The sequence below is a fragment of the Halomonas sp. AOP7-B1-5 genome (genome assembly GCF_052353045.1).
Taxonomy (GTDB): domain Bacteria; phylum Pseudomonadota; class Gammaproteobacteria; order Pseudomonadales; family Halomonadaceae; genus Vreelandella; species Vreelandella colorata.
This window is the reverse complement of record NZ_JBQTDC010000021.1, coordinates 15,644-34,328: the sequence shown is the minus strand read 5'-3', so window position 1 is coordinate 34,328 and position 18,685 is coordinate 15,644. Positions and strand designations below refer to the sequence as shown.

The 18,685-nt window shown below is 58.6% G+C and carries 17 protein-coding genes; 8 read left to right on the top strand and 9 right to left on the bottom strand.

All coding sequences use genetic code 11. The features are described 5' to 3' along the window. The 4 genes from ACT3XD_RS11640 to ACT3XD_RS11625 all read right to left on the bottom strand — a co-directional run bounded on the left by ACT3XD_RS11640 (position 1) and on the right by ACT3XD_RS11625 (position 5,816). Positions 1–783 (bottom strand): metal ABC transporter ATP-binding protein, encoded by a 783-nt coding sequence (locus tag ACT3XD_RS11640; protein WP_087110711.1) that lies wholly within the window; start codon positions 781–783, stop codon positions 1–3. A gap of 15 nt (positions 784–798) precedes the next feature. Beyond that, positions 799–1,773, bottom strand: a complete 975-nt coding sequence (locus ACT3XD_RS11635; protein WP_192538643.1) for a metal ABC transporter solute-binding protein, Zn/Mn family — start codon at positions 1,771–1,773, stop codon at positions 799–801. A gap of 398 nt (positions 1,774–2,171) precedes the next feature. Further along, the gene (locus ACT3XD_RS11630) at positions 2,172–3,542 is read right to left on the bottom strand and encodes a PepSY-associated TM helix domain-containing protein (RefSeq protein ID WP_192538642.1); all 1,371 of its coding nucleotides are present in this window, start codon (positions 3,540–3,542) and stop codon (positions 2,172–2,174) included. A gap of 84 nt (positions 3,543–3,626) precedes the next feature. Further along, positions 3,627–5,816 (bottom strand): TonB-dependent receptor domain-containing protein, encoded by a 2,190-nt coding sequence (locus ACT3XD_RS11625; protein WP_193057258.1) that lies wholly within the window; start codon positions 5,814–5,816, stop codon positions 3,627–3,629. Between the two features lie 213 nt (positions 5,817–6,029). On the opposite strand from ACT3XD_RS11625, the gene ACT3XD_RS11620 reads away from it, so the two are divergent. The 8 genes from ACT3XD_RS11620 (at position 6,030) to ureG (ending at position 12,127) form a co-directional block, all read left to right on the top strand. Next, entirely contained in the window at positions 6,030–6,233 is a 204-nt protein-coding gene (locus ACT3XD_RS11620; RefSeq protein WP_253926969.1) for a hypothetical protein, read from the top strand. Between the two features lie 403 nt (positions 6,234–6,636). Then, positions 6,637–7,512 carry an urease accessory protein UreD gene (locus tag ACT3XD_RS11615; protein WP_192538640.1) on the top strand — a complete coding sequence of 292 codons (876 nt, stop codon included), beginning with the start codon at positions 6,637–6,639 and terminating at the stop codon, positions 7,510–7,512. A gap of 22 nt (positions 7,513–7,534) precedes the next feature. Then, entirely contained in the window at positions 7,535–7,837 is a 303-nt protein-coding gene (locus tag ACT3XD_RS11610; RefSeq protein WP_172116959.1) for an urease subunit gamma, read from the top strand. Positions 7,838–7,889: 52 nt separating this feature from the next. Continuing rightward, complete coding sequence (locus tag ACT3XD_RS11605) at positions 7,890–8,210, top strand: urease subunit beta (RefSeq protein ID WP_172117035.1); 321 nt, start codon at positions 7,890–7,892, stop codon at positions 8,208–8,210. Then, positions 8,207–9,922 carry an urease subunit alpha gene (ureC, locus tag ACT3XD_RS11600; RefSeq protein WP_192538639.1) on the top strand — a complete coding sequence of 572 codons (1,716 nt, stop codon included), beginning with the start codon at positions 8,207–8,209 and terminating at the stop codon, positions 9,920–9,922. The genes ACT3XD_RS11605 and ureC overlap by 4 nt, the downstream gene beginning before the upstream one ends. Before the next feature lie 278 nt (positions 9,923–10,200). Then, the gene (ureE, locus tag ACT3XD_RS11595) at positions 10,201–10,785 is read left to right on the top strand and encodes an urease accessory protein UreE (protein WP_444280589.1); all 585 of its coding nucleotides are present in this window, start codon (positions 10,201–10,203) and stop codon (positions 10,783–10,785) included. Next, complete coding sequence (locus ACT3XD_RS11590; RefSeq protein ID WP_087110732.1) at positions 10,775–11,485, top strand: urease accessory protein UreF; 711 nt, start codon at positions 10,775–10,777, stop codon at positions 11,483–11,485. Before ureE ends, ACT3XD_RS11590 begins: the two co-directional genes overlap by 11 nt. 12 nt (positions 11,486–11,497) lie before the next feature. Continuing rightward, positions 11,498–12,127 carry an urease accessory protein UreG gene (gene ureG, locus ACT3XD_RS11585; RefSeq protein ID WP_192538637.1) on the top strand — a complete coding sequence of 210 codons (630 nt, stop codon included), beginning with the start codon at positions 11,498–11,500 and terminating at the stop codon, positions 12,125–12,127. Between the two features lie 422 nt (positions 12,128–12,549). On the opposite strand, the gene ACT3XD_RS11580 is transcribed toward ureG, so the two are convergent. From ACT3XD_RS11580 to ACT3XD_RS11560, 5 genes are read right to left on the bottom strand one after another with little or no spacing between them, the layout of a single operon-like run. Continuing rightward, positions 12,550–12,801, bottom strand: a complete 252-nt coding sequence (locus ACT3XD_RS11580) for a formate dehydrogenase subunit delta (RefSeq protein ID WP_192538636.1) — start codon at positions 12,799–12,801, stop codon at positions 12,550–12,552. 11 nt (positions 12,802–12,812) lie between these two features. Then, positions 12,813–13,664 carry a formate dehydrogenase accessory sulfurtransferase FdhD gene (gene fdhD / locus ACT3XD_RS11575; protein WP_192538635.1) on the bottom strand — a complete coding sequence of 284 codons (852 nt, stop codon included), beginning with the start codon at positions 13,662–13,664 and terminating at the stop codon, positions 12,813–12,815. Beyond that, positions 13,661–16,543: a formate dehydrogenase subunit alpha gene (gene fdhF, locus ACT3XD_RS11570; protein WP_192538634.1), complete on the bottom strand. Its 2,883-nt coding sequence runs from the start codon at positions 16,541–16,543 to the stop codon at positions 13,661–13,663. The genes fdhD and fdhF overlap by 4 nt, the downstream gene beginning before the upstream one ends. Further along, entirely contained in the window at positions 16,540–18,096 is a 1,557-nt protein-coding gene (locus tag ACT3XD_RS11565; protein WP_192538633.1) for a formate dehydrogenase beta subunit, read from the bottom strand. The genes fdhF and ACT3XD_RS11565 overlap by 4 nt, the downstream gene beginning before the upstream one ends. Next, entirely contained in the window at positions 18,093–18,587 is a 495-nt protein-coding gene (locus ACT3XD_RS11560) for a formate dehydrogenase subunit gamma (RefSeq protein ID WP_018916916.1), read from the bottom strand. Before ACT3XD_RS11560 ends, ACT3XD_RS11565 begins: the two co-directional genes overlap by 4 nt. Positions 18,588–18,685: the final 98 nt, after the last annotated feature.

The following is an 18,685-nucleotide window of genomic DNA, read 5'->3' as shown; positions in this document are numbered from 1 at the left end:
TCAGGTCACTTTTGAGGCGGGAAACGTTAATGACTCGTGGTCACCCAGCAGCGCGATCTGGCCGCCGTAGGCCTGGCGGAGGTTGTCGATCTTGAAAACGTCTTTGGCGTCGCCACTGGCAATCACGCGCACGTTCAGTAGCAATAGCCAGTCGAAGTAGGTACCGACAGTTTGCAGATCGTGGTGGACGACGATAAGCGTCTTTCCCGCATCACGCAGGCGGCGCAGTATATCGATGATCGCCCGTTCGGTGGTGGCATCGACCCCGGCCATGGGTTCGTCCAGAAAGTAAACGTCGGCCTGTTGCACCAGTGCGCGGGCCAGAAACACGCGTTGTTGCTGGCCGCCGGAAAGCTGGCTGATCTGGCGGTGGGCAAGCTCGCTCATGCTGACCATGTCGAGCGCGTCCATCGCCTCTTTACGTTCTCGGCGCCCGGGGCGCTTGAACCAGCCAAGGCGCCCGTAAAGGCCCATGGTCACCACATCGAGCGCGGTGGTGGGAAAGTCCCAATCCACGCTCGAGCGCTGGGGCACGTAGCCCACCCGCTTGCGCTGGGCGGCATAAGGCTTGCCGTGCACCAGCACCTCGCCGGAAAGCGATGGCACCAGCCCTAAAAGGCTTTTGATCAGCGTGCTTTTGCCTGCGCCGTTGGGGCCGACAATTCCCGCCATCACGCCCGCCGGGATATCGAGATTGATATCCCAAAGCACGGGCTGATTATGATAGCTCACGGTCAAATTGTTGATGCTGAGAGCGGGCTCGGCACTTGCAGATGTTACCATCGAGAGTATGCCCTTCTATCCCTGTTGGTCGAGCTGCCACTCGCTTGCCCAGTCATTGAGCTCATCGGGCAGTGGGGAAAGTGTGCCGCCGAGTGCGTTAACGATATGCTGGGTATTGCGGTAGATCATACCCATATAGGTGCCGTCGACGGTACCGTCATCGCCCATGGCGTCGGAATAAAGCTCGCCGCCAACCACAACGTCATGGCCACGCTGCTTGGCCGCGTCGATCACCGCCTGGACGGTGCGCGGATTGATGGTGCTTTCAACGAACACCGCCGGTACGTCGCGCTCTACCACACTCGTCGCCATGTTGCGGATATCGGCAATGCCGGTTTCGGTTTCGGTGCTGATGCCTTGAATACCTTCAACGTCGATATCGTAGGCGCGCCCATAGTAGCTAAACGCATCGTGGGCGGTCACCAGCACGCGCTGACTCTCGGGAATGGTCGCGATACTCTCCTTGACCCACTTGTGGAGCGCCAACAGTTCGGTCTGGTAGCGCTCGGTGTTGGCTTCAATAGTATCCGCGCAGTCGGGGCGCGCTCCAATAAAGGTATCGCTTAGCGTCGGCAGCGTTTGCGCCCAAAGCGAAACATCCATCCACAGGTGCGGATCGATGCCGTAGATATCCTGCGCGGTAATCAGCGATGAAGGGTCGATCGAAGAGGGCGCGACAGCAAGCGTCGGGGTGCGCGAAGAGAAATTTTCCAGCACCGAACCCAGCTGGCCTTCCAGGGCGTAGCCCGAGTAAAGAATCTGTTCGGCGCCGCGCAACAGCGAAACATCGCTGGCGCTGGCCTGGAAAAGATGCGGGTCGATCCCGGGGCCCATCATGGCCTGGACGCTAACGCATTCGCCGCCTACCTCCTGTGCCACATCGGCAATCATGCCAATGGTTGCCACCACGTTGAGGGGCGTTTCATCAGCCGCTGCCAAGGTACTGAAAGGCAGCATTCCCAATAGAATCACAGCATGTTTTGTTGCCATTATTAAGCTCCAGACTCGACATGAGGTAGATAGTAGACGAAGCAGTGTTACTCCGTGTAATCATTTTGCGCTGTGGAAACAAGTATAGCCTCGGCTAAGTTTGTGGCGCAAATAATTTAATGTCAAGCGGATAAACGTGCTGAGGTAGACTGAAATAGGCATGAGTTTATGAGGCAATAAGCGCAAATGCGCTATTAATGTATCGCTTTAGTTGGCCAAGGCATCAACGGGTCTTGCGCTGGCATCGTTCGATACTTGAAGGCATACCGATAGTGGCTATTCTGTGGCGCGTGTGAGTAGCGGGAAAGATAGAGCGAGAGGCGTAAATTGAGATTTAGATAAACCTGAGCTTCTGGCCCCAAGGGGGCCAGAAAGAGGGAGTGATAGAAACTGAGGTGTTACCTTGGCTGGTTAACCAGCCTCCGCTCCTGGAGCGGGCGCACAATCAGCCAATCAAGCAGCAGCATGACGATCAACGACGCGCCTACCAGCGGGAAAATCAATCCGCCTATCGCCAGAATGGCAATCAGACCCCGGAAAACGCGTTTGTCTGCCGGTAGTGGCGGTACGCCCATTGCGCGTGAGGGGCGGCGCTTCCACCACATTACTGCGGCCGATACCGCCAGCAGGATAATCGCCACGCACACGGTCAAAAAGAGCAGTTGGTTGGCCAGACCAAACTGCTGGCCCATATGCACGTTGATACCAAATTCCAACCAGCGACCCAGGGGCCCGTAATCGGAGTAGCTCATGTCGATCAAGCGCTCGCCGCTGTACTGATCAAGATGCACCACGCGCTGTTGGCTAAGGTCATTAGGATAGACTGATCCGGTGTACACGCCGGTCTCTGTGGTGGGCAGGCTGACCGCATAGCCATGATGCAATCCCAGCTCATCGAAGATGGCGACAGCGCCGTCAAGGCCAATGCTCGTTGCCTGGCCTGGTCCCTGTGTGGATTCTGGAATTTGTGCCTGTTCGAGTGACCAGTTTGTCGGGCTTTGCGCGTTTAAACGCGCTTCCGACATGGGCACTTCAACGCGCACACCAGAGGGGTAGCCGAAATTGTTACCGTTAGCCCACTGATTAACCTGCGCGCCCCACACGCCCGACCAAGGCATTCCGGTGATCGCCAGAAAGACGATAAACCCACCGACAAAAATACCCAGCACGGCATGCAGATCACGCCAGAACACGCGGCTTTTTGGCTTGCCGCGCACGCTAATCACGCCGCCTTTGCCTTTACGCCGTGGCCACCAGAGGTAAATGCCGGTGAGCACTAGCAGGGTTGCCCAGCCGCCGGCTATTTCAATCAGTTTGCGCGCTGTAGGTCCAAAGTATTTCAAACTGTGCAGATAGCGAACGGTCCACATCACCGTGCCGCGGTCATCCAGCGCCCCCAGCACATTGGCAGTATACGGATTGACGTAAACGGCTAACCGCTCGCCCGAGGCAGTATTCACTGTGATCTCCGCCGAGCTTTTCGGCGTGGCGGGGTCGGTGAATTTTACGGCAGTGCCAGGGTGAGCCGTAAGGGCTGCGCTTACCAGCGTAGAGGGAGGGAGCGTCGCCTCTTGAACGGCTACGCGCTTCACATCAGCGTGTATGAGTGCATCCAGTTCGTCCTTGAAAAGATAAAGGCCCCCAGTAATTGCCAGGGTGATCATGAACGGCAGAACCAGTAAGCCTGCGTAAAAGTGCCAGCGCCAAACGGCGCGATAAAGGTCGAAGGTCTTGCGTTGACCTTCTTGTGGGGGTGACGTGGTCGACATGAAGTCTCTCCAGACCACCAAGCATCTAGCCTGGTGGTTTAAGCGGTAAGGGTAAACAGGTGCTCTACTGAGCACCTGAGTGAATCAGAAACTGAAGTCGGCCCGTGCCCACACCATGCGGCCAGGCTCATTAATGCCGCGATCCAAATCAGCGGGATAGCCAAAGGCCGCATTACCCGCTAGATTCAAGTGTTCGGTGTAGGTGGTATCGAAAACGTTATCCACCCCCACACTTAGCGTTAGGTGGTTGCTTGCTTGATAGGCGCCGTTAAGCGAGAACACCCCGAAGCCTGACGACGATTCCAGATCCTGGCCGACGACATTGCCTTTTTCGAGCGCAATACGGTTTTGTGCCGCAACACCACGCCATAGGCCACCCACAGAGTAGTCATCGTGTGCATAGGACAGGCCGACCTTGGCTTCCAGCGGTGGGATCTGTGGTAATGCCTCATCGTCGTTGGCATTTCGCCCCCAGGCATAGGCCAGCGAGGCATTGCTTACCCAGTTGTCGGTTAGTTGATAGCTAGCGCCCACTTCGGCACCCGCAATCTGAGCATCAATGTTATCGATTTGAGTACCGCTCATGCCCGCGGTGTTGTAATCAAACAAGATGAAATCGTGAACGTATCCTGCATACCCGGACACCCATGCGCTTAAGCGCTGGTCGTTGTACTGCGCGCCGATATCCAGCTGGGTAGTTTTTTCGGGTTGAACACCGCCAAAGGCATTCAAACTACCGGCCGGACCTGCCTGACTAGAGCTCAATTCCCAGTAATCGGGAAAGCGTTCCACATGCCCGACCCCGGCATACCAGGTGACCGGTGCTGAGGCTAAATCCTGCTCATAGCGGATAAAAGCGCTGGGCAGAGTGTCGCGGCGGGTGAGGCCTGCGGTAGCTGTGTCCAGGCTTTCGTCACTGACGCGATAGCGGTCTACGCGGGCGCCGCCAATAAGACGGTCACGTTCATCGATAAAACGGGTGACTTCGCTGAAGGCGCCAAACTGGGTCTGCTCGTAGTCGGGCTGCCAGTGTTCGCCATCCAGATTGCGATGTACCTGATGCTCGACATCGACACCGGCCGTCCACGTGGTGTTTTCCCACTCCCACGTTGATGCGACGCGCGCGCTGCGGGTGCGACGGTCTAGCCGCATGGCCATGCCGTCACTCATGTCCATACCGCCATCCATATCCATGCCGCTGCCCATGTCCATGCCACCACCCATGTCCATGCCGCCGCCCATGTCCATGCCACCACCCATGTCCATGCCGCTGCCCATGTCCATGCCACCACCCATGTCCATGCTGCCCGGTGAGCGCAGCGTGAAGTTATCCATAATATGGTCGGCATAGGCATAGTTGGCCTGCATTTCCAGACGTTTCCAGTGTTCACCTAAATTCTCGCGCTGAAAACGGATGCCCACGGTTTCGCGCAGAAATTTGCTGCCATCCATACCTCGCCCGGCATAGCGCGCTTCGCCGTCTCCTCGGCCTGCGGTGACTTCAAGCCAGGTATCGTTGTCGGGTGTCCATCCAAGCGCTATGTCACCGTTCCACTTATCCCATAACGAGGGCACGGCGTTGCCATCGCCATCCTGATAGTCATTAGCTTCGGATTGATTGCCGGTAATGCGCAGGTAGCCGTCTTTATTGCCTAAAGCGGCATCAATGCGGCGATCAAAGCGCCCATAGGTACCCAGCATGACGCTGCCATCCACTCGCACACCGGCTTCATCGAACTCCTCCGGGCCGCGGTCAAAGCGCACCGTTGCCGCTGAAGCGCCGGGGCCCCACAGAACGGACTGCGGCCCTTTGGTGACGGTGAGGCTGTCGTAATTTTCAGGTGAGATATAAGACGTAGGCGCATCCATTCTTGCCGGGCAGGCGCCTAGCATTTGGCTGCCATTGGTCAGCACGCGAAGACGTGAGCCAAACATGCCACGGAACACCGGGTCACCGTTGGTGCCGCCATTGCGAATGGCAGAGAACCCAGGGATGGTCTGAAGATAGTCGGCGCCGTCGCTGGCAGGGGCCGGTTGCCGCGGTATACGCGGGTCGGTTTCCACCGTGAGCGGTGAGCTTAGCGGTACAGCGGTCACGACCATCGTGTTTAACGCATGATGATGCTCGTGGTGAGCGGCAGTCGCCTGTGCCCATACGCCTTGAGCAACAACGCTCGATGCGGCAGCGACGCTTAATGTCAGTACGTGTCGTTGAAAACGTTTTTTTAAGCGGGCAGGCGTAACGACGCCATGCCCAATAGTTAGATGCGGCATGATGATCCCTTTTTTGGGTGTAGACAGACGCCAGCCAGAAGCAAACTTCAGGCTAAAAAGGCTGACGATGTGGCGTTACACGATCCGAAAAAAGGGCGGAGCGCGCGTTAGCGCGTGGGGGTAGTTATCACAGGACTTTATAGCCTGCGTCGGTTGCGTCAGCAGCTTATTATGCGTAATAAACGCTTGTAAGCTGATCGGAGGGAGAGAGGTATGCGCCGTTGGGAACTGTTGCCAGATGGCACAGTAACCACATTGGTGGAACCAGTTAAATATCGGTTCTACTTCATCAGCATGGCCCGCATGGTGGTGGTTTGCTTGAGGGGCAGTATGTTGATGATGACCGCCGCCTTGATGGTTAGAGTGATGACTAGCTTCGTGATGTGCGTGATGTTGCCCATCGGACTGATACTGTGAAATCAGCGGCCCAACTAACAGCAGCTGCATCGCCACAAACGCCATACAAAGCGCAATGCGATACCAGAGCTTGTTTGCTGAGCATTGTAACTGCACGAAGCCATCTACCTTGGTGGGCAACAGACAAGCTGTTGACGGAGGATGGCCCAATAGTATCGGAAAGTTCCCAAATAAGAAGTGTTGGGCGTGTGGTCTTTTGACACACAAGGGGCGGTTAACTACTTGTTCTTTTTGGTGCGGCCGACCCTTTTAATGATCTTTTTTGGTGCAAAAAGCCGTTAGTGCTGATGGGTTATGACGGCTAAAACTTTGCAGCGATAGTAAAAGTCCACTTTTCACCATTTTGGCGCATTCCTTGCATTTGAAAGGCTATGACCTATTCAAAAGGATGCGATCGTCTTCCATGACCTTGCGCGAACTCGCTACACCGTCCGGCCACCGCTTTGATCAGGAACGCCACTGGGCGGCCTCACTGGCGCTGCGTTTTGCCAAGCGCGATGGCGCTACGCGGTTAATCCAGGCACGTCACCAGGGGCCACTTCGGGTCCAGCGGCCGTTTTATCCTGAAGGCCGCCAGGAGGCGTGCCATATCTACGTGCTGCACCCACCCGGAGGATTGGTCAGCGGCGATGCGCTCACCATCAAGGCGCACGTCGAGCAAGGCGCACATGCCCTGCTGACTACCCCCGCGGCGAATAAGCTTTATAAGGCTGACAGCCAGGGGGTTGCCTGGAGCCAGTGTACCGAGCTTGAGGTCGCCGATAGCGCAACGCTTGAGTGGCTACCTCAGGAAACCATTGCCTTTGATGGCTCTAAAGGTGAACAGCGTACGCATATTGATCTTCATGGTAGTGCTCGCTGTTTAGGCTGGGAAGTCATGGCCTTGGGTCGCCCCGCGAGCGAGTTGCCGTACTTGTCAGGGCGCATTGAACAGTTTTTTCGTTTGACGCTGGATGGCAAGCCGCTATGGCTAGAACGCCAGCCGTTAGACCCGTTACACCCGCGCTTTACGGGACGCTGGGGGCAGGGCGGCGCTACGGTGCAGGCCACGCTTTGGGCGGTGGGAATGAGTGATGCGCCAGCGGCGATTGAGGAGTTGCGTAATGCCCTGCCGGATAATCCACGCTGGGCGGTAACGGTGCGCCAGGGCGTTTTATTGCTGCGCTATCTGGGTAACTCGCGAAATGAAGCCTGGGCGTTGTGCGAACAGGCCTGGAAATTGCTGCGCCCGCGCTGGATTGAGCGTGAGGCCCATATTCCGCGTATTTGGTTAACTTAATCGACTCTGTTGGAGACGCTCTATGGAATTAACCCCAAGAGATAAAGACAAGCTGTTGCTGTTTTCCGCCGCCCAGCTTGCCGAGCGGCGCAAAGCGCGAGGATTAAAGCTCAATTATCCCGAAGCGGTCGCGCTGATCAGTTTCGAGATTATCGAAGGTGCCCGGGATGGTCGCAGTGTGGCTGATTTGATGAGCTACGGGCGCGAGATTCTTGGCCGTGATGACGTGATGGAAGGCGTGGCTGAAATGGTCGACGAAGTTCAGGTCGAAGCCACTTTCCCGGATGGTACGAAACTCGTGACTGTTCATACGCCTATCAACTAGTTATCAGCAACCAGCAATCAGCCATCAGGAGGCTGCCATGATTCCCGGCCCAATGATTCCAGGACAGTATCAGTTAAAAGAGGGTGATATCGAGCTGTGCGTAGGCCGCGAGCGCATCACGGTAGACGTGGCGAACACCGGCGACCGACCGATTCAGCTCGGCTCCCACTACCACTTTGCCGAGGCCAACCCGGCGCTCGTGTTTGATCGCGACAAGACCCGCGGTTTTCGCCTTGATGTCGCCGCAGGTACCGCGATCCGCTTTGAACCTGGCCAGACCCGTGAAGTCACGCTGATTCCGTTTGTGGGTAAGCGGGAAATCTATGGCTTTCGTGGCGAGGTAATGGGACCGCTGGACGGAGATAAACAATGAAACCGGGTAACAAGATTAGTCGGCAGGCCTACGCCGATATGTACGGCCCCACGGTAGGCGACCGGGTGCGCCTGGGCGATACCGAGCTGTGGATCGAGGTTGAAAAAGATGCCACCCACTATGGCGACGAGGTCAAATTCGGCGGCGGCAAGGTGATCCGCGATGGCATGGGTCAGAGCCAACGTAACGATGAAACCGTCATGGACACCGTCATCACTAACGCGCTGATTCTCGACTGGTGGGGCATCGTCAAAGCCGATGTGGGGCTACAGAACGGACGTATTGCTGCGATTGGCAAAGCGGGCAACCCTGACGTGCAGCCCGATGTAGATATCGTGATTGGCCCCGGCACTGAAATTATCTCGGGCGAAGGCAAGATCCTGACCGCAGGTGGCATCGACGCGCATATCCACTTTATCTGTCCCCAGCAGGTAGACGAAGCGCTGATGAGCGGTGTCACTACCATGCTGGGCGGCGGCACCGGTCCGGCCACCGGGTCGAATGCCACCACCTGTACGCCGGGCGCGTGGCACCTTGGCAAAATGCTTCAGGCAGTGGATGACCTGCCCATGAACATCGGCCTGCTGGGTAAAGGTAATGCCAGCCTGCCGGAAGCTTTGGAAGCCCAGCTGGAAGCAGGCGCCATGGGCCTCAAGCTTCACGAAGACTGGGGCACGACGCCCGCCTCGATTGATACCTGCCTGAGCGTGGCCGAGCGTTATGACGTGCAGATAGCCATTCACACCGACACGCTTAACGAATCGGGCTTTGTGGAAGACACTTTGGCGGCGTTTAAAGAGCGCGGCATTCACACCTACCACACTGAAGGCGCGGGCGGCGGGCACGCGCCGGATATCCTCACTGCGTGTTCCAAAGAGTACGTGCTGCCGTCATCCACTAACCCCACGCGGCCCTACACGGTGAATACTATTGATGAGCATCTGGATATGCTCATGGTCTGCCACCACTTGGACCCCAACATTCCCGAAGACGTGGCATTTGCCGACTCACGCATTCGCCGTGAAACGATTGCCGCCGAAGATATCCTGCACGATTTGGGCGTGATCTCGATGATCGCCTCCGACTCTCAGGCAATGGGACGGGTAGGCGAAGTGGTCTGCCGCACTTGGCAAACCGCGCACAAGATGAAAGTACAGCGTGGCTTGCTACCTGAAGACGAAGCCTTGGGTGCCGATAACCTGCGTGCCAAGCGCTATATCGCCAAATACACCATCAACCCGGCAATTACTCACGGTATCGCTCATGAGGTGGGCTCTATTGAAGTGGGTAAACTGGCGGATTTAGTGCTCTGGAAGCCGGCGTTTTTCGGTGTGAAGCCCTCGTTGATATTGAAAGGCGGGATGATTGCTGCTGCCCCCATGGGCGATCCCAACGCCTCAATCCCCACGCCCCAGCCGGTGCATTATCGGCGCATGTTCGGCGCTTTTGGCCGCGCGGCCAGCCAAACTCGGCTCAATTTTGTCAGCCAGGCGGCGATTGATGCAGGCCTCAAGGAGCGCTTGGGACTTCAGAGTGCGCTTGCCGCGTGCAAGAACGTCCGTGGGGTGCGCAAGAAGGATATGAAGCTCAACGACGCCTGCCCCGAGCTGACCGTGGACCCGCAGACCTATGAAGTGCGCTGCGACGGCGAGCTTTTGACCTGCGAGCCCGCCACCGAGCTGCCGCTGGCCCAGCGCTATCACCTGTTTTAGATGCAACCCCGGCAGTGCTGCGCACTGCATCGCTAGCTGAAGCTACTCCTACAGGGGGTGTGTGAGCTACTCCGGCGGGGGGTGCATGCACTTTAACCGGTAGGAGCTGAGTTCACTCGGCGATGGCGGCGTAGCCGCCCTTGGGTGGCGGGGCGCGGTGCATGGTGTTAGCCACCAACCCCGGCAGCGCTGCGCACTGCATCGCTAGCTGGAGCTGCTCCTGCAGGGCGTAGGCTGATTGGAAAGGTTCAATGTATTGGGCGATTAAGAGGTTAATGATGCTGAAACTGATAGAACGTTTAGGCCCGGTGGATGAAAGCGCAGCCAGCGATACGCTCACACTTCCCTTTGAACTGCGCATCCGTGGGCGCCTAAAAGCCGAAAGCGACAATGGCCAGGCGCTGGGGCTATTTTTAGACCGTGGCCCCGTACTGCGCAGTGGTGAAGGGTTAAAAGCGGAAAGCGGCGAGGTCATTCGCGTATGCGCCGCCATTGAACCGGTAGTGACCGCACGAGTAAGTGCTGGCTTACCCCTGGCGCGGTTGGCCTACCACTTGGGCAACCGCCATGTGCAGTTGGCGCTGGGCGAAGACGAGCGCGGCGGCTGGGTACGCTTTCCGCCCGATCACGTGCTGGAGGAGCTGGCTGAACTGCTGGGCGCAACGCTTGAACGTCACGCGGCCACGTTTGATCCAGAGCCGGGCGCCTATAACCAGGTGGGTGGACATGGTCATTCACACAGGCACTCGCATGCTCACGACCACGACCACGACCACGACCACGACCACGACCACGACCACGACCACGACCACGACCACGACCACGACCACGACCACGACCACAGCCATCACCATGCCCACTGAATCCGCAGCGTTGGGCAGCCAGCCTGATCTAGCCCTGCTCGGGCTGATGCAGCTAGTCAGCCCGGCACTGCCCATCGGGGCCTTTGCGTTTTCTCAAGGGCTGGAAAGTGCCTTTGAACTTGGCTGGGTTCACGATGAGCAGACGTTGGCCGAGTGGCTTTCCGGCGTGCTGGAAGATGGCCTGACCCGCTGTGAACTACCGGTAATTGTCCGCTTATATACGGCGTTTACGCAGCACGACAGCGCGGCGATTGCCCAGTGGGATGGTTGGCTGAGTGCCACGCGGGAAACCGCCGAGCTTGCCGCTGAAGACAGTCGCTTGGGAGCCTCTCTCAAGCGGCTGTTGGGTAGCCTTGGCCTGCTACCCAGTGAGGGCTTACTACCGTCCTTGTTACCGGTTCAGCCGGGCTATGTCACGCTGTTTGCGTTTACCGCCCATGCGCGAGGCGTAAGCATTCGTCAGGCGCTGATCGGGTTTGCCTGGGCATGGCTTGAAAACCAGCTGGCGGTGGCCTGTAAAGCGCTACCTCTTGGGCATACGGCCGCTCAGCGGATTATCGAACAGCTGCGATCGCCGCTGGTTAGCGCGGTAGATGAAGCATTAACGCTCGACGATCACGACCTTGGCCCCATATTGCCGGGGCTGGCGCTAGCCAGTGCCCTACACGAAACTCAATATTCACGCCTATTTAGAAGTTAGGAGATACTTACCATGACTCACTGTTTACGTATTGGTGTGGGCGGCCCCGTTGGTTCGGGTAAAACGGCGCTACTCAAGCAGCTCTGTCTGGCGCTGCGCGACTATTACGATATCGCGGTGGTGACGAACGATATTTATACCCGCGAAGACGCTGACTTTCTGCTCAAGCACGATGCCCTGGCGGCTGACCGTATTCTGGGCGTAGAAACAGGCGGCTGCCCGCATACGGCCATTCGTGAAGACGCCTCGATGAATTTGGCGGCCATTGATGAGCTACAGGCGCGCCACCCCAAGCTTGAGCTCGTGTTGGTGGAGTCGGGGGGCGATAATCTTTCGGCGACGTTTAGCCCCGAGCTTTCCGATTTAACCCTTTATGTAATCGACGTCTCGGCGGGCGATAAAATCCCCCGTAAAGGCGGACCGGGAATTACTAAATCGGATCTGCTGATTATCAACAAGATTGATATTGCCGAGCAGGTTCACGCGTCGCTTGAGATCATGGAGCGCGACTCAAAAAAAATGCGCGGCGAACGGCCATTCGTGTTTACCAATCTGTATGACGGCGTGGGGCTTGAGGAAATTATCCGGTTCATTCTGGATAAAGGGATGCTGGACGAAAGACGCCCGCAAGCTATTGAATAAATATAAACAAAAAGGCTGCCATGACCAGGCGGTAAAAGGTCATGGCAGCCAAAAAAAGGTGGTTGGCTTCATGCCAAACGGGCCATCCCTGGCCACCACGCCGTTACAGTGAACGTTGTAATTCTTTATATCCTTAACCTAGGTTATGAATTTAAATTTATACTGTGTTTTAACGCTGTATTGGTCAAAAGATCAGCGTAAATAATGAGAATGTTGATAAAAGTCAATTTGATAGCAGTCATTTGGCGACTGATGAACAGTAGGAAAAATAACTCAATAAGTAGTTGGCTTACCCAATAAAACGATCCTCAGCGCGCATGCTGAAGATGAGTGAGAAGTGCTCAAACGTAAAATAAAGATGTGCGGATGCAAAAAAGGCTTGCCGCGCGGCAAGCCTTATTACGCTCTAACACGATCACTTTCTAACGCGTGATACTTTGCCGTTCTAAAAGCCGGGTCGCCAGCAGCGTGGCAGCACGCCGCGCCAGGGGGGAAAATTCGACGCCCTCAAGTTCGAGATTGGCAACGAGGCGATGCTTCATGGGCCGCGCCCAGAAAGTTTCCAGGTGGCGGCACGTAGCGGTCGCGGCGGCTTCTTCGTCGCGCCCGCCGCCCAGGTTGGCGGCGATCTGATTAATCATGTGAACCAGGTTCGCATCGGTGTGCGTCGACATCGCGTGTCTCCTCAGCATTGAGCCATAGCAGCGGCCGCCACAGGGCGGTGGTAGATTAAATGACGGCCGGGGCGAGCAAAGCCCGCCAGCAGCAAGCCCGCCGTGCGTGCCTGCTCTACCGCCAGGGCCGTCGCGGCGGAAACGGCCACCAGCGCGCCGATCCCGGCACTGGCACATTTATGCACCATTTCGTAGCTGGCACGGCTGGAAACCAGCACAAAGCCCTCTGCAAGCGGCGCTGCATCGCGGGCAAGCGAGCCAATCAGCTTATCCAGGGCATTATGGCGGCCTACATCTTCGCGCAGCCGCTGAATGCGCCCGTGTAAATCGCACCAAGCGGCACCGTGTACGGCGCCTGTCGCCGCCTTTAACGGCTGGTAGGCGGCAAGTTCTCCCAGGGCGTGTTGAATAGCCGCGTCATCAAGTTGCGGCGCTGTTACCGCGGGGATCGGCCGAATGGCCTGTTCAAGGGCTTCTGTGCCGCATAGCCCGCAGCCGGTGCGCCCGGTCAGGCTACGGCGACGCTGCTTGAGTTCGGCCAGCCGCTGGGTGGCAATGGTCAGGTGAACGGCCAGACCCTGGGCTTCCTCACGAAGCTCCAGGTCGTAGCATTCGTGGGGATGAGCCAGAATGCCCTCCGTTAGGCTGAACCCCAGGGCCAAATCTTCAAGCTCCGAAGGGCTTGCCATCATCACCGCATGAGAGATGCCGTTGTAGACCAGCGCCACCGGCACTTCCTGGGCCAGGGTGTCCTCCTGCATATCGGCGAACCAGCCGGTTGCGCTCTTGCGCACCTCAACCGGCAGACGCGCCAGGGCGGTATCCGGTTGAGGTGGCGTGCCGCCTTCGCGGTCTGCGCTCATGGCGCCTCCTGTTGTGCCTTCTCCAGATAGCCGCGCTGGGCCTGATCAAAGGCGTTAAACCGCTGCTGCCAGGCGGAAGGTTGGCTGACTCTTTCTACCTGCACGGCGGTAACCTTGTATTCGGGGCAGTTGGTGGCCCAATCGGAGTTATCGGTAGTGATAACGTTGGCGCCGCTGCCCGGGTGGTGGAAGGTAGTGTAGACCACCCCCGGCTGCATGCGTTCGCTCAGCCTGGCGCGCAGCACCGTCTGGCCCGAGCGGCTGGTAATCCCCAGCCAGTCGCCGTCGCGCACGCCGCGCACTTCGGCGTCACTTGGGTGCAGTTCCAGCACGTCCTCGTTGTGCCAGTGCTGGTTATCGGTGCGCCGGGTCTGGGCGCCAACATTGTACTGGCTGAGTATCCGCCCGGTGGTCAAAAGCAGCGGGAAACGCCGATTGGTACGCTCTTCGGTGGCCACGTATTCGGTAATTGCAAAGCGTCCCAGGCCGATGGGGAAGTTGATTTCATGCATGGTCGGCATGCCTTGCGGGTGCTCGTCGTTGCACGGCCACTGCAGGCTGCCGTACTCTTCAAGCTTGGCGTAGCTCACACCTGTGAAGCTCGGTGTTAGGCTAGCGATTTCATCCATGATTTCGGATGGATGGACATAGTTCATCGGGTAGCCCAGCGCATTGGCCAGATCCTGAGTGATTTCCCAATCCTGCTTGCCAGCTACCGGTGGCATGACCTTGCGCACCCGGTTGATACGTCGCTCGGCATTGGTAAAGGTGCCGTTCTTCTCCAAAAAGCTCGAACCTGGCAGCAGCACATGGGCGAACTTGGCAGTCTCGTTCAAGAAGATATCCTGAACGATCAGGCAGTCCAGCGAGCGCAGCGCCGCCTCGACGTGCTGGGTGTTGGGGTCGGACTGGGCGATGTCCTCGCCCTGCACGTAAAGCGCCTTAAAGGTGCCTTCAATGGCGGCATCGAACATATTAGGAATGCGCAGCCCTGGCTCGTCGTCAAGCTGCACGCCCCAGGCGGCTTCGAAACGGCCACGCGCGATTGGGTCGGCGACGTGCTGATAGCCCGGAAGCTCATGGGGGAAAGAGCCCATGTCACACGAACCTTGTACGTTGTTCTGTCCGCGCAGCGGGTTGACGCCCACGCCCTCGCGGCCGATATTGCCGGTGGCCATGGCCAGGTTGGCGATCCCCATCACCATGGTGGAGCCTTGGCTGTGCTCGGTAACACCCAGGCCGTAGTAGATAGCGCCGTTACCTGCCGTGGCATAGGTGCGTGCCGCTTGGCGTACGGCTGCTGCGGCCACGCCGGTGATCGCCTCGCTGGCCTCCGGGGAGTGGCGCGGGTCGGCGATAAACGTGCGCCAGCTCTGATACGCCTGGGTGTCGCAGCGTTTGGCGACGAACGCCTGGTCTTCCAGGCCTTCGGTGATCACCACATGCCCAAGCGCATTGATCAGCGCGACGTTAGTACCGGGGCGCAGCGGCAGGTGCTGGGCTTCGTTCAGGTGCGGGGTCTTGAGCAGGTCGATACGGCGCGGGTCGGCGACGATCAGCTTGGCACCCTGGCGCAGGCGCTTGCGCATCATTGAACCAAACACCGGGTGGGCGTCGGTGGGGTTGGCGCCGATCACGATGATCGCATCGGCCTTCATCACCGAGTCAAAGGTCTGGGTGCCCGCTGATTCGCCCAGCGTGGTTTTCAGGCCGTAGCCGGTGGGCGAGTGGCAGACTCGCGCACAGGTGTCGGTGTTGTTGTTGCCAAACGCCGCGCGAATCAACTTCTGAACCAGATAGGTCTCTTCGTTGGTGCAGCGTGACGAGGTGATGCCGCCGATGCTTTCGCGGCCATGCTCGGCCTGAATCGCCTTCAGACGGCTGGCGGCAAAGCCGATGGCTTCTTCCCAGCTGGCCTCGCGCCATGGCTGGTCGATGCTCTCGCGAATCATCGGAGTAGTCAGGCGGTCCGGGTGAGTGGCGTAGCCGAACGCAAAGCGCCCCTTCACGCACGAGTGGCCGTGGTTGGCGTCGCCACCCTTGTACGGCACCATGCGGACCAGCTTATCGCCCTTCATCTGAGCCTCGAACGAACAGCCCACACCGCAGTAGGCGCAGGTGGTGACGACGCTTCTATCCGGCACGCCGTGATCGATCACGCTGTTTTCCATCAGCGTGGCGGTTGGGCAGGCCTGAACGCAGGCACCACAGGAGACGCAGTCCGAGTCCATGAACGCTTCGTCCTGCCCCGCCGCCACCTTGGAATCAAACCCGCGTCCGTCGATAGTCAGCGCAAAGGTACCCTGGACTTCCTCGCAGGCGCGTACGCAGCGCGAACAGACGATGCACTTGCTCGGATCGAAGCTGAAGTAGGGGTTGGATTCATCCTTGACAGCATCAAGGTGGTTCTCGCCCTCGAACCCGTAGCGCACTTCGCGAAGGCCCACACTGCCCGCCATGTCCTGCAGCTCGCAGTCGCCGTTGGCCGGGCACGTCAGGCAGTCCAGCGGGTGGTCGGAGATGTACAGCTCCATCACGTTGCGGCGCAGTTTAGCGAGACGCTCGTTCTGGGTGGTGACCTTCATGCCTTCCACCACAGGGGTGGTGCAGGAGGCTGGCAGCCCACGGCGGCCCTCTACCTCTACGGCGCATAACCGGCAAGAGCCGAACGGCTCCAGGCTGTCGGTGGCGCACAGTTTGGGAATATTGATATCGGCCAGTGCCGCTGCGCGCAGTACCGAAGTGCCTTCCGGTACCGTGATGGTGATGCCATCAATTTCCAGGTTCACCAGCGCCGTACCGGTTGGGAAAGGCGTGCCCAGGTCTTTATCGTGGGCGGCGCTTCTGGCGTACTGTTTAGGGTCAAAGTGTCCGATCATGATCTGTCTCCGTTCGCGGCCCGCTGGAAATCGTCAGGGAAGTATTTGAGCGCGCTTTGTACCGGGAAGGGGGTCATGCCACCCATGGCGCAGAGCGAGCCATCCACCATCGTTTCGCAGAGGTCATGGAGCAGGGCGAGGTTGTCCTCGCGGTTATGATTGGCGCGGATACGGTCGATGACCTCCACGCCACGGGTCGAGCCGATACGACACGGCGTGCATTTGCCGCAGGACTCTACCTTGCAGAATTCCATCGAGAAGCGCGCCTGTTCGGCCATGTCCACGCTCTCGTCAAACATCACTACGCCACCGTGGCCCAGCACCGCACTTTCTGCCGCGAAGGCTTCGTAGTCCAGCGGCAGGTCCCACTGCGCTTCAGGCAAATAGGCACCCAGCGGGCCGCCTACCTGCACGGCACGCAGCGGTTTGCCGCTTAGCGTGCCGCCGCCAAACTCCTCCATTAGAGTGCGCAGCGTGGTGCCGAAGGCCAGTTCTATCAGCCCTCCGCGCTGAACGTTGCCCGCCAGCTGAAGTGCCAGCGTGCCCCGCGAGCGACCCATGCCGTGCGAGGCGTAAGCCTCAGCGCCTTCAGCGAGGATAAACGGCACGGCGGCCAGCGAGAGCACGTTGTTGACCACGGTCGGTCGGCCAAACAGACCTTCAATGGCGGGCAGCGGTGGCTTGAAGCGCACCAGGCCGCGCTTGCCTTCCAGGCTTTCAAGCAGCGATGTTTCTTCACCGCAAATATACGCCCCCGCACCCAGGCGCACTTCCAGATGAAAGGCGCGGCCGCTGCCGCAAAGGTTCTCACCCAGAAAGCCGGCCTGCTCGGCGCGGGCAATGGCCTCGTCAAGAATCTCCTTGGCCAGCGGGTATTCCGAGCGCAGATAGATGTAGCCCTGAGTTGCCTTCACCGCGAGCCCGGCAATGGTCATGCCCTCGATCAGCATGTAGGGGTCGCACTCCATCACCAGCCGGTCGGCGAAGGTGCCGGAGTCGCCTTCATCGGCGTTACACACGATGTACTTTTGATCGGCGGGCGTGTCGAGCACCGTCTGCCACTTGATGCCGGTAGGGAACGCCGCGCCGCCGCGACCGCGAAGCCCGGAGGCCTTCACTTCCTCGACGATACCCTGCGGCTCAAGGGCCAGCGCAGCCTCAAGACCAACAAAGCCGCTGTGGGCGCGATAGTCATCAATCGATAGCGGGTCGGTGATGCCGATACGCGCAAAGGTAAGACGCTGCTGGCGGGCGAGATAGTCGATGTCTTCGGTTGGCCCCAGCGCCAGGGAATGATTAACGCTGCCTTCCAGCATGCCGCTTTCGAGCAGAGCGGGTATATCGGCAGAGGTAACCGGGCCGTAGGCGAACCGGCCGGTTGGGGTTTCCACCTCGACCAGCGGTTCCAGCCAGGCAAGCCCGCGGGAGCCGTTGCGCACCAGCGTAATGGGCTCGCCACGGGCCGCGGCTTCACGCGCCAGCCGGTTGGCGATAGCATCGGCGCCCAGCGCTAGTGCAGTGGTATCGCGGGGGACAAAAACGCGAATGCTCATGCCATCACCTCCAGCGGCCGGGTTTGCAGCTCATCGAGCAGCGCATCGAAGGCTTCGGGCGTAACCCGTCCGCGAACGCTGTCGTCCACACGGATCGACGGGCCGCAGGCGCAGTTGCCAAGGCAATAAACGGCTTCAAGGGTAATTTCGCGGTCGGGCGTCGTTTGATGGTAATCAACCCCCAGGCGCGCCTTGGCGTGAGCTTCCAGCTGGCGCGCGCCTACCGACTGGCAGGCCTCGGCACGGCAGATCTGTACCACGTGGCGTCCCGGTGGCGTGGTACGAAAATGGTGATAAAAACTGATAACGCCATGCACTTCGGCACGGGTCTGTTGCAGTGATTCGGCAATAAGGGGTATGGCCTCTGAAGGAATAAAGCCGAAGCGGTCCTGGAGAGCATGCAGAATTGGCAGCAACGCGCCTGGTTTGTGATGAAGAGCGTTGATCTCAGTCTGGATCGACTGCAACGACCATTCTTGAGACTTGTTCATCATGTCTCTCCTGGTGCTGATTATTGTTTGCATATATGCACGCTTATGCTTATTTAGAGTAGATATGAAAAAGGCGTGCACCACGGTCTATGTAACGC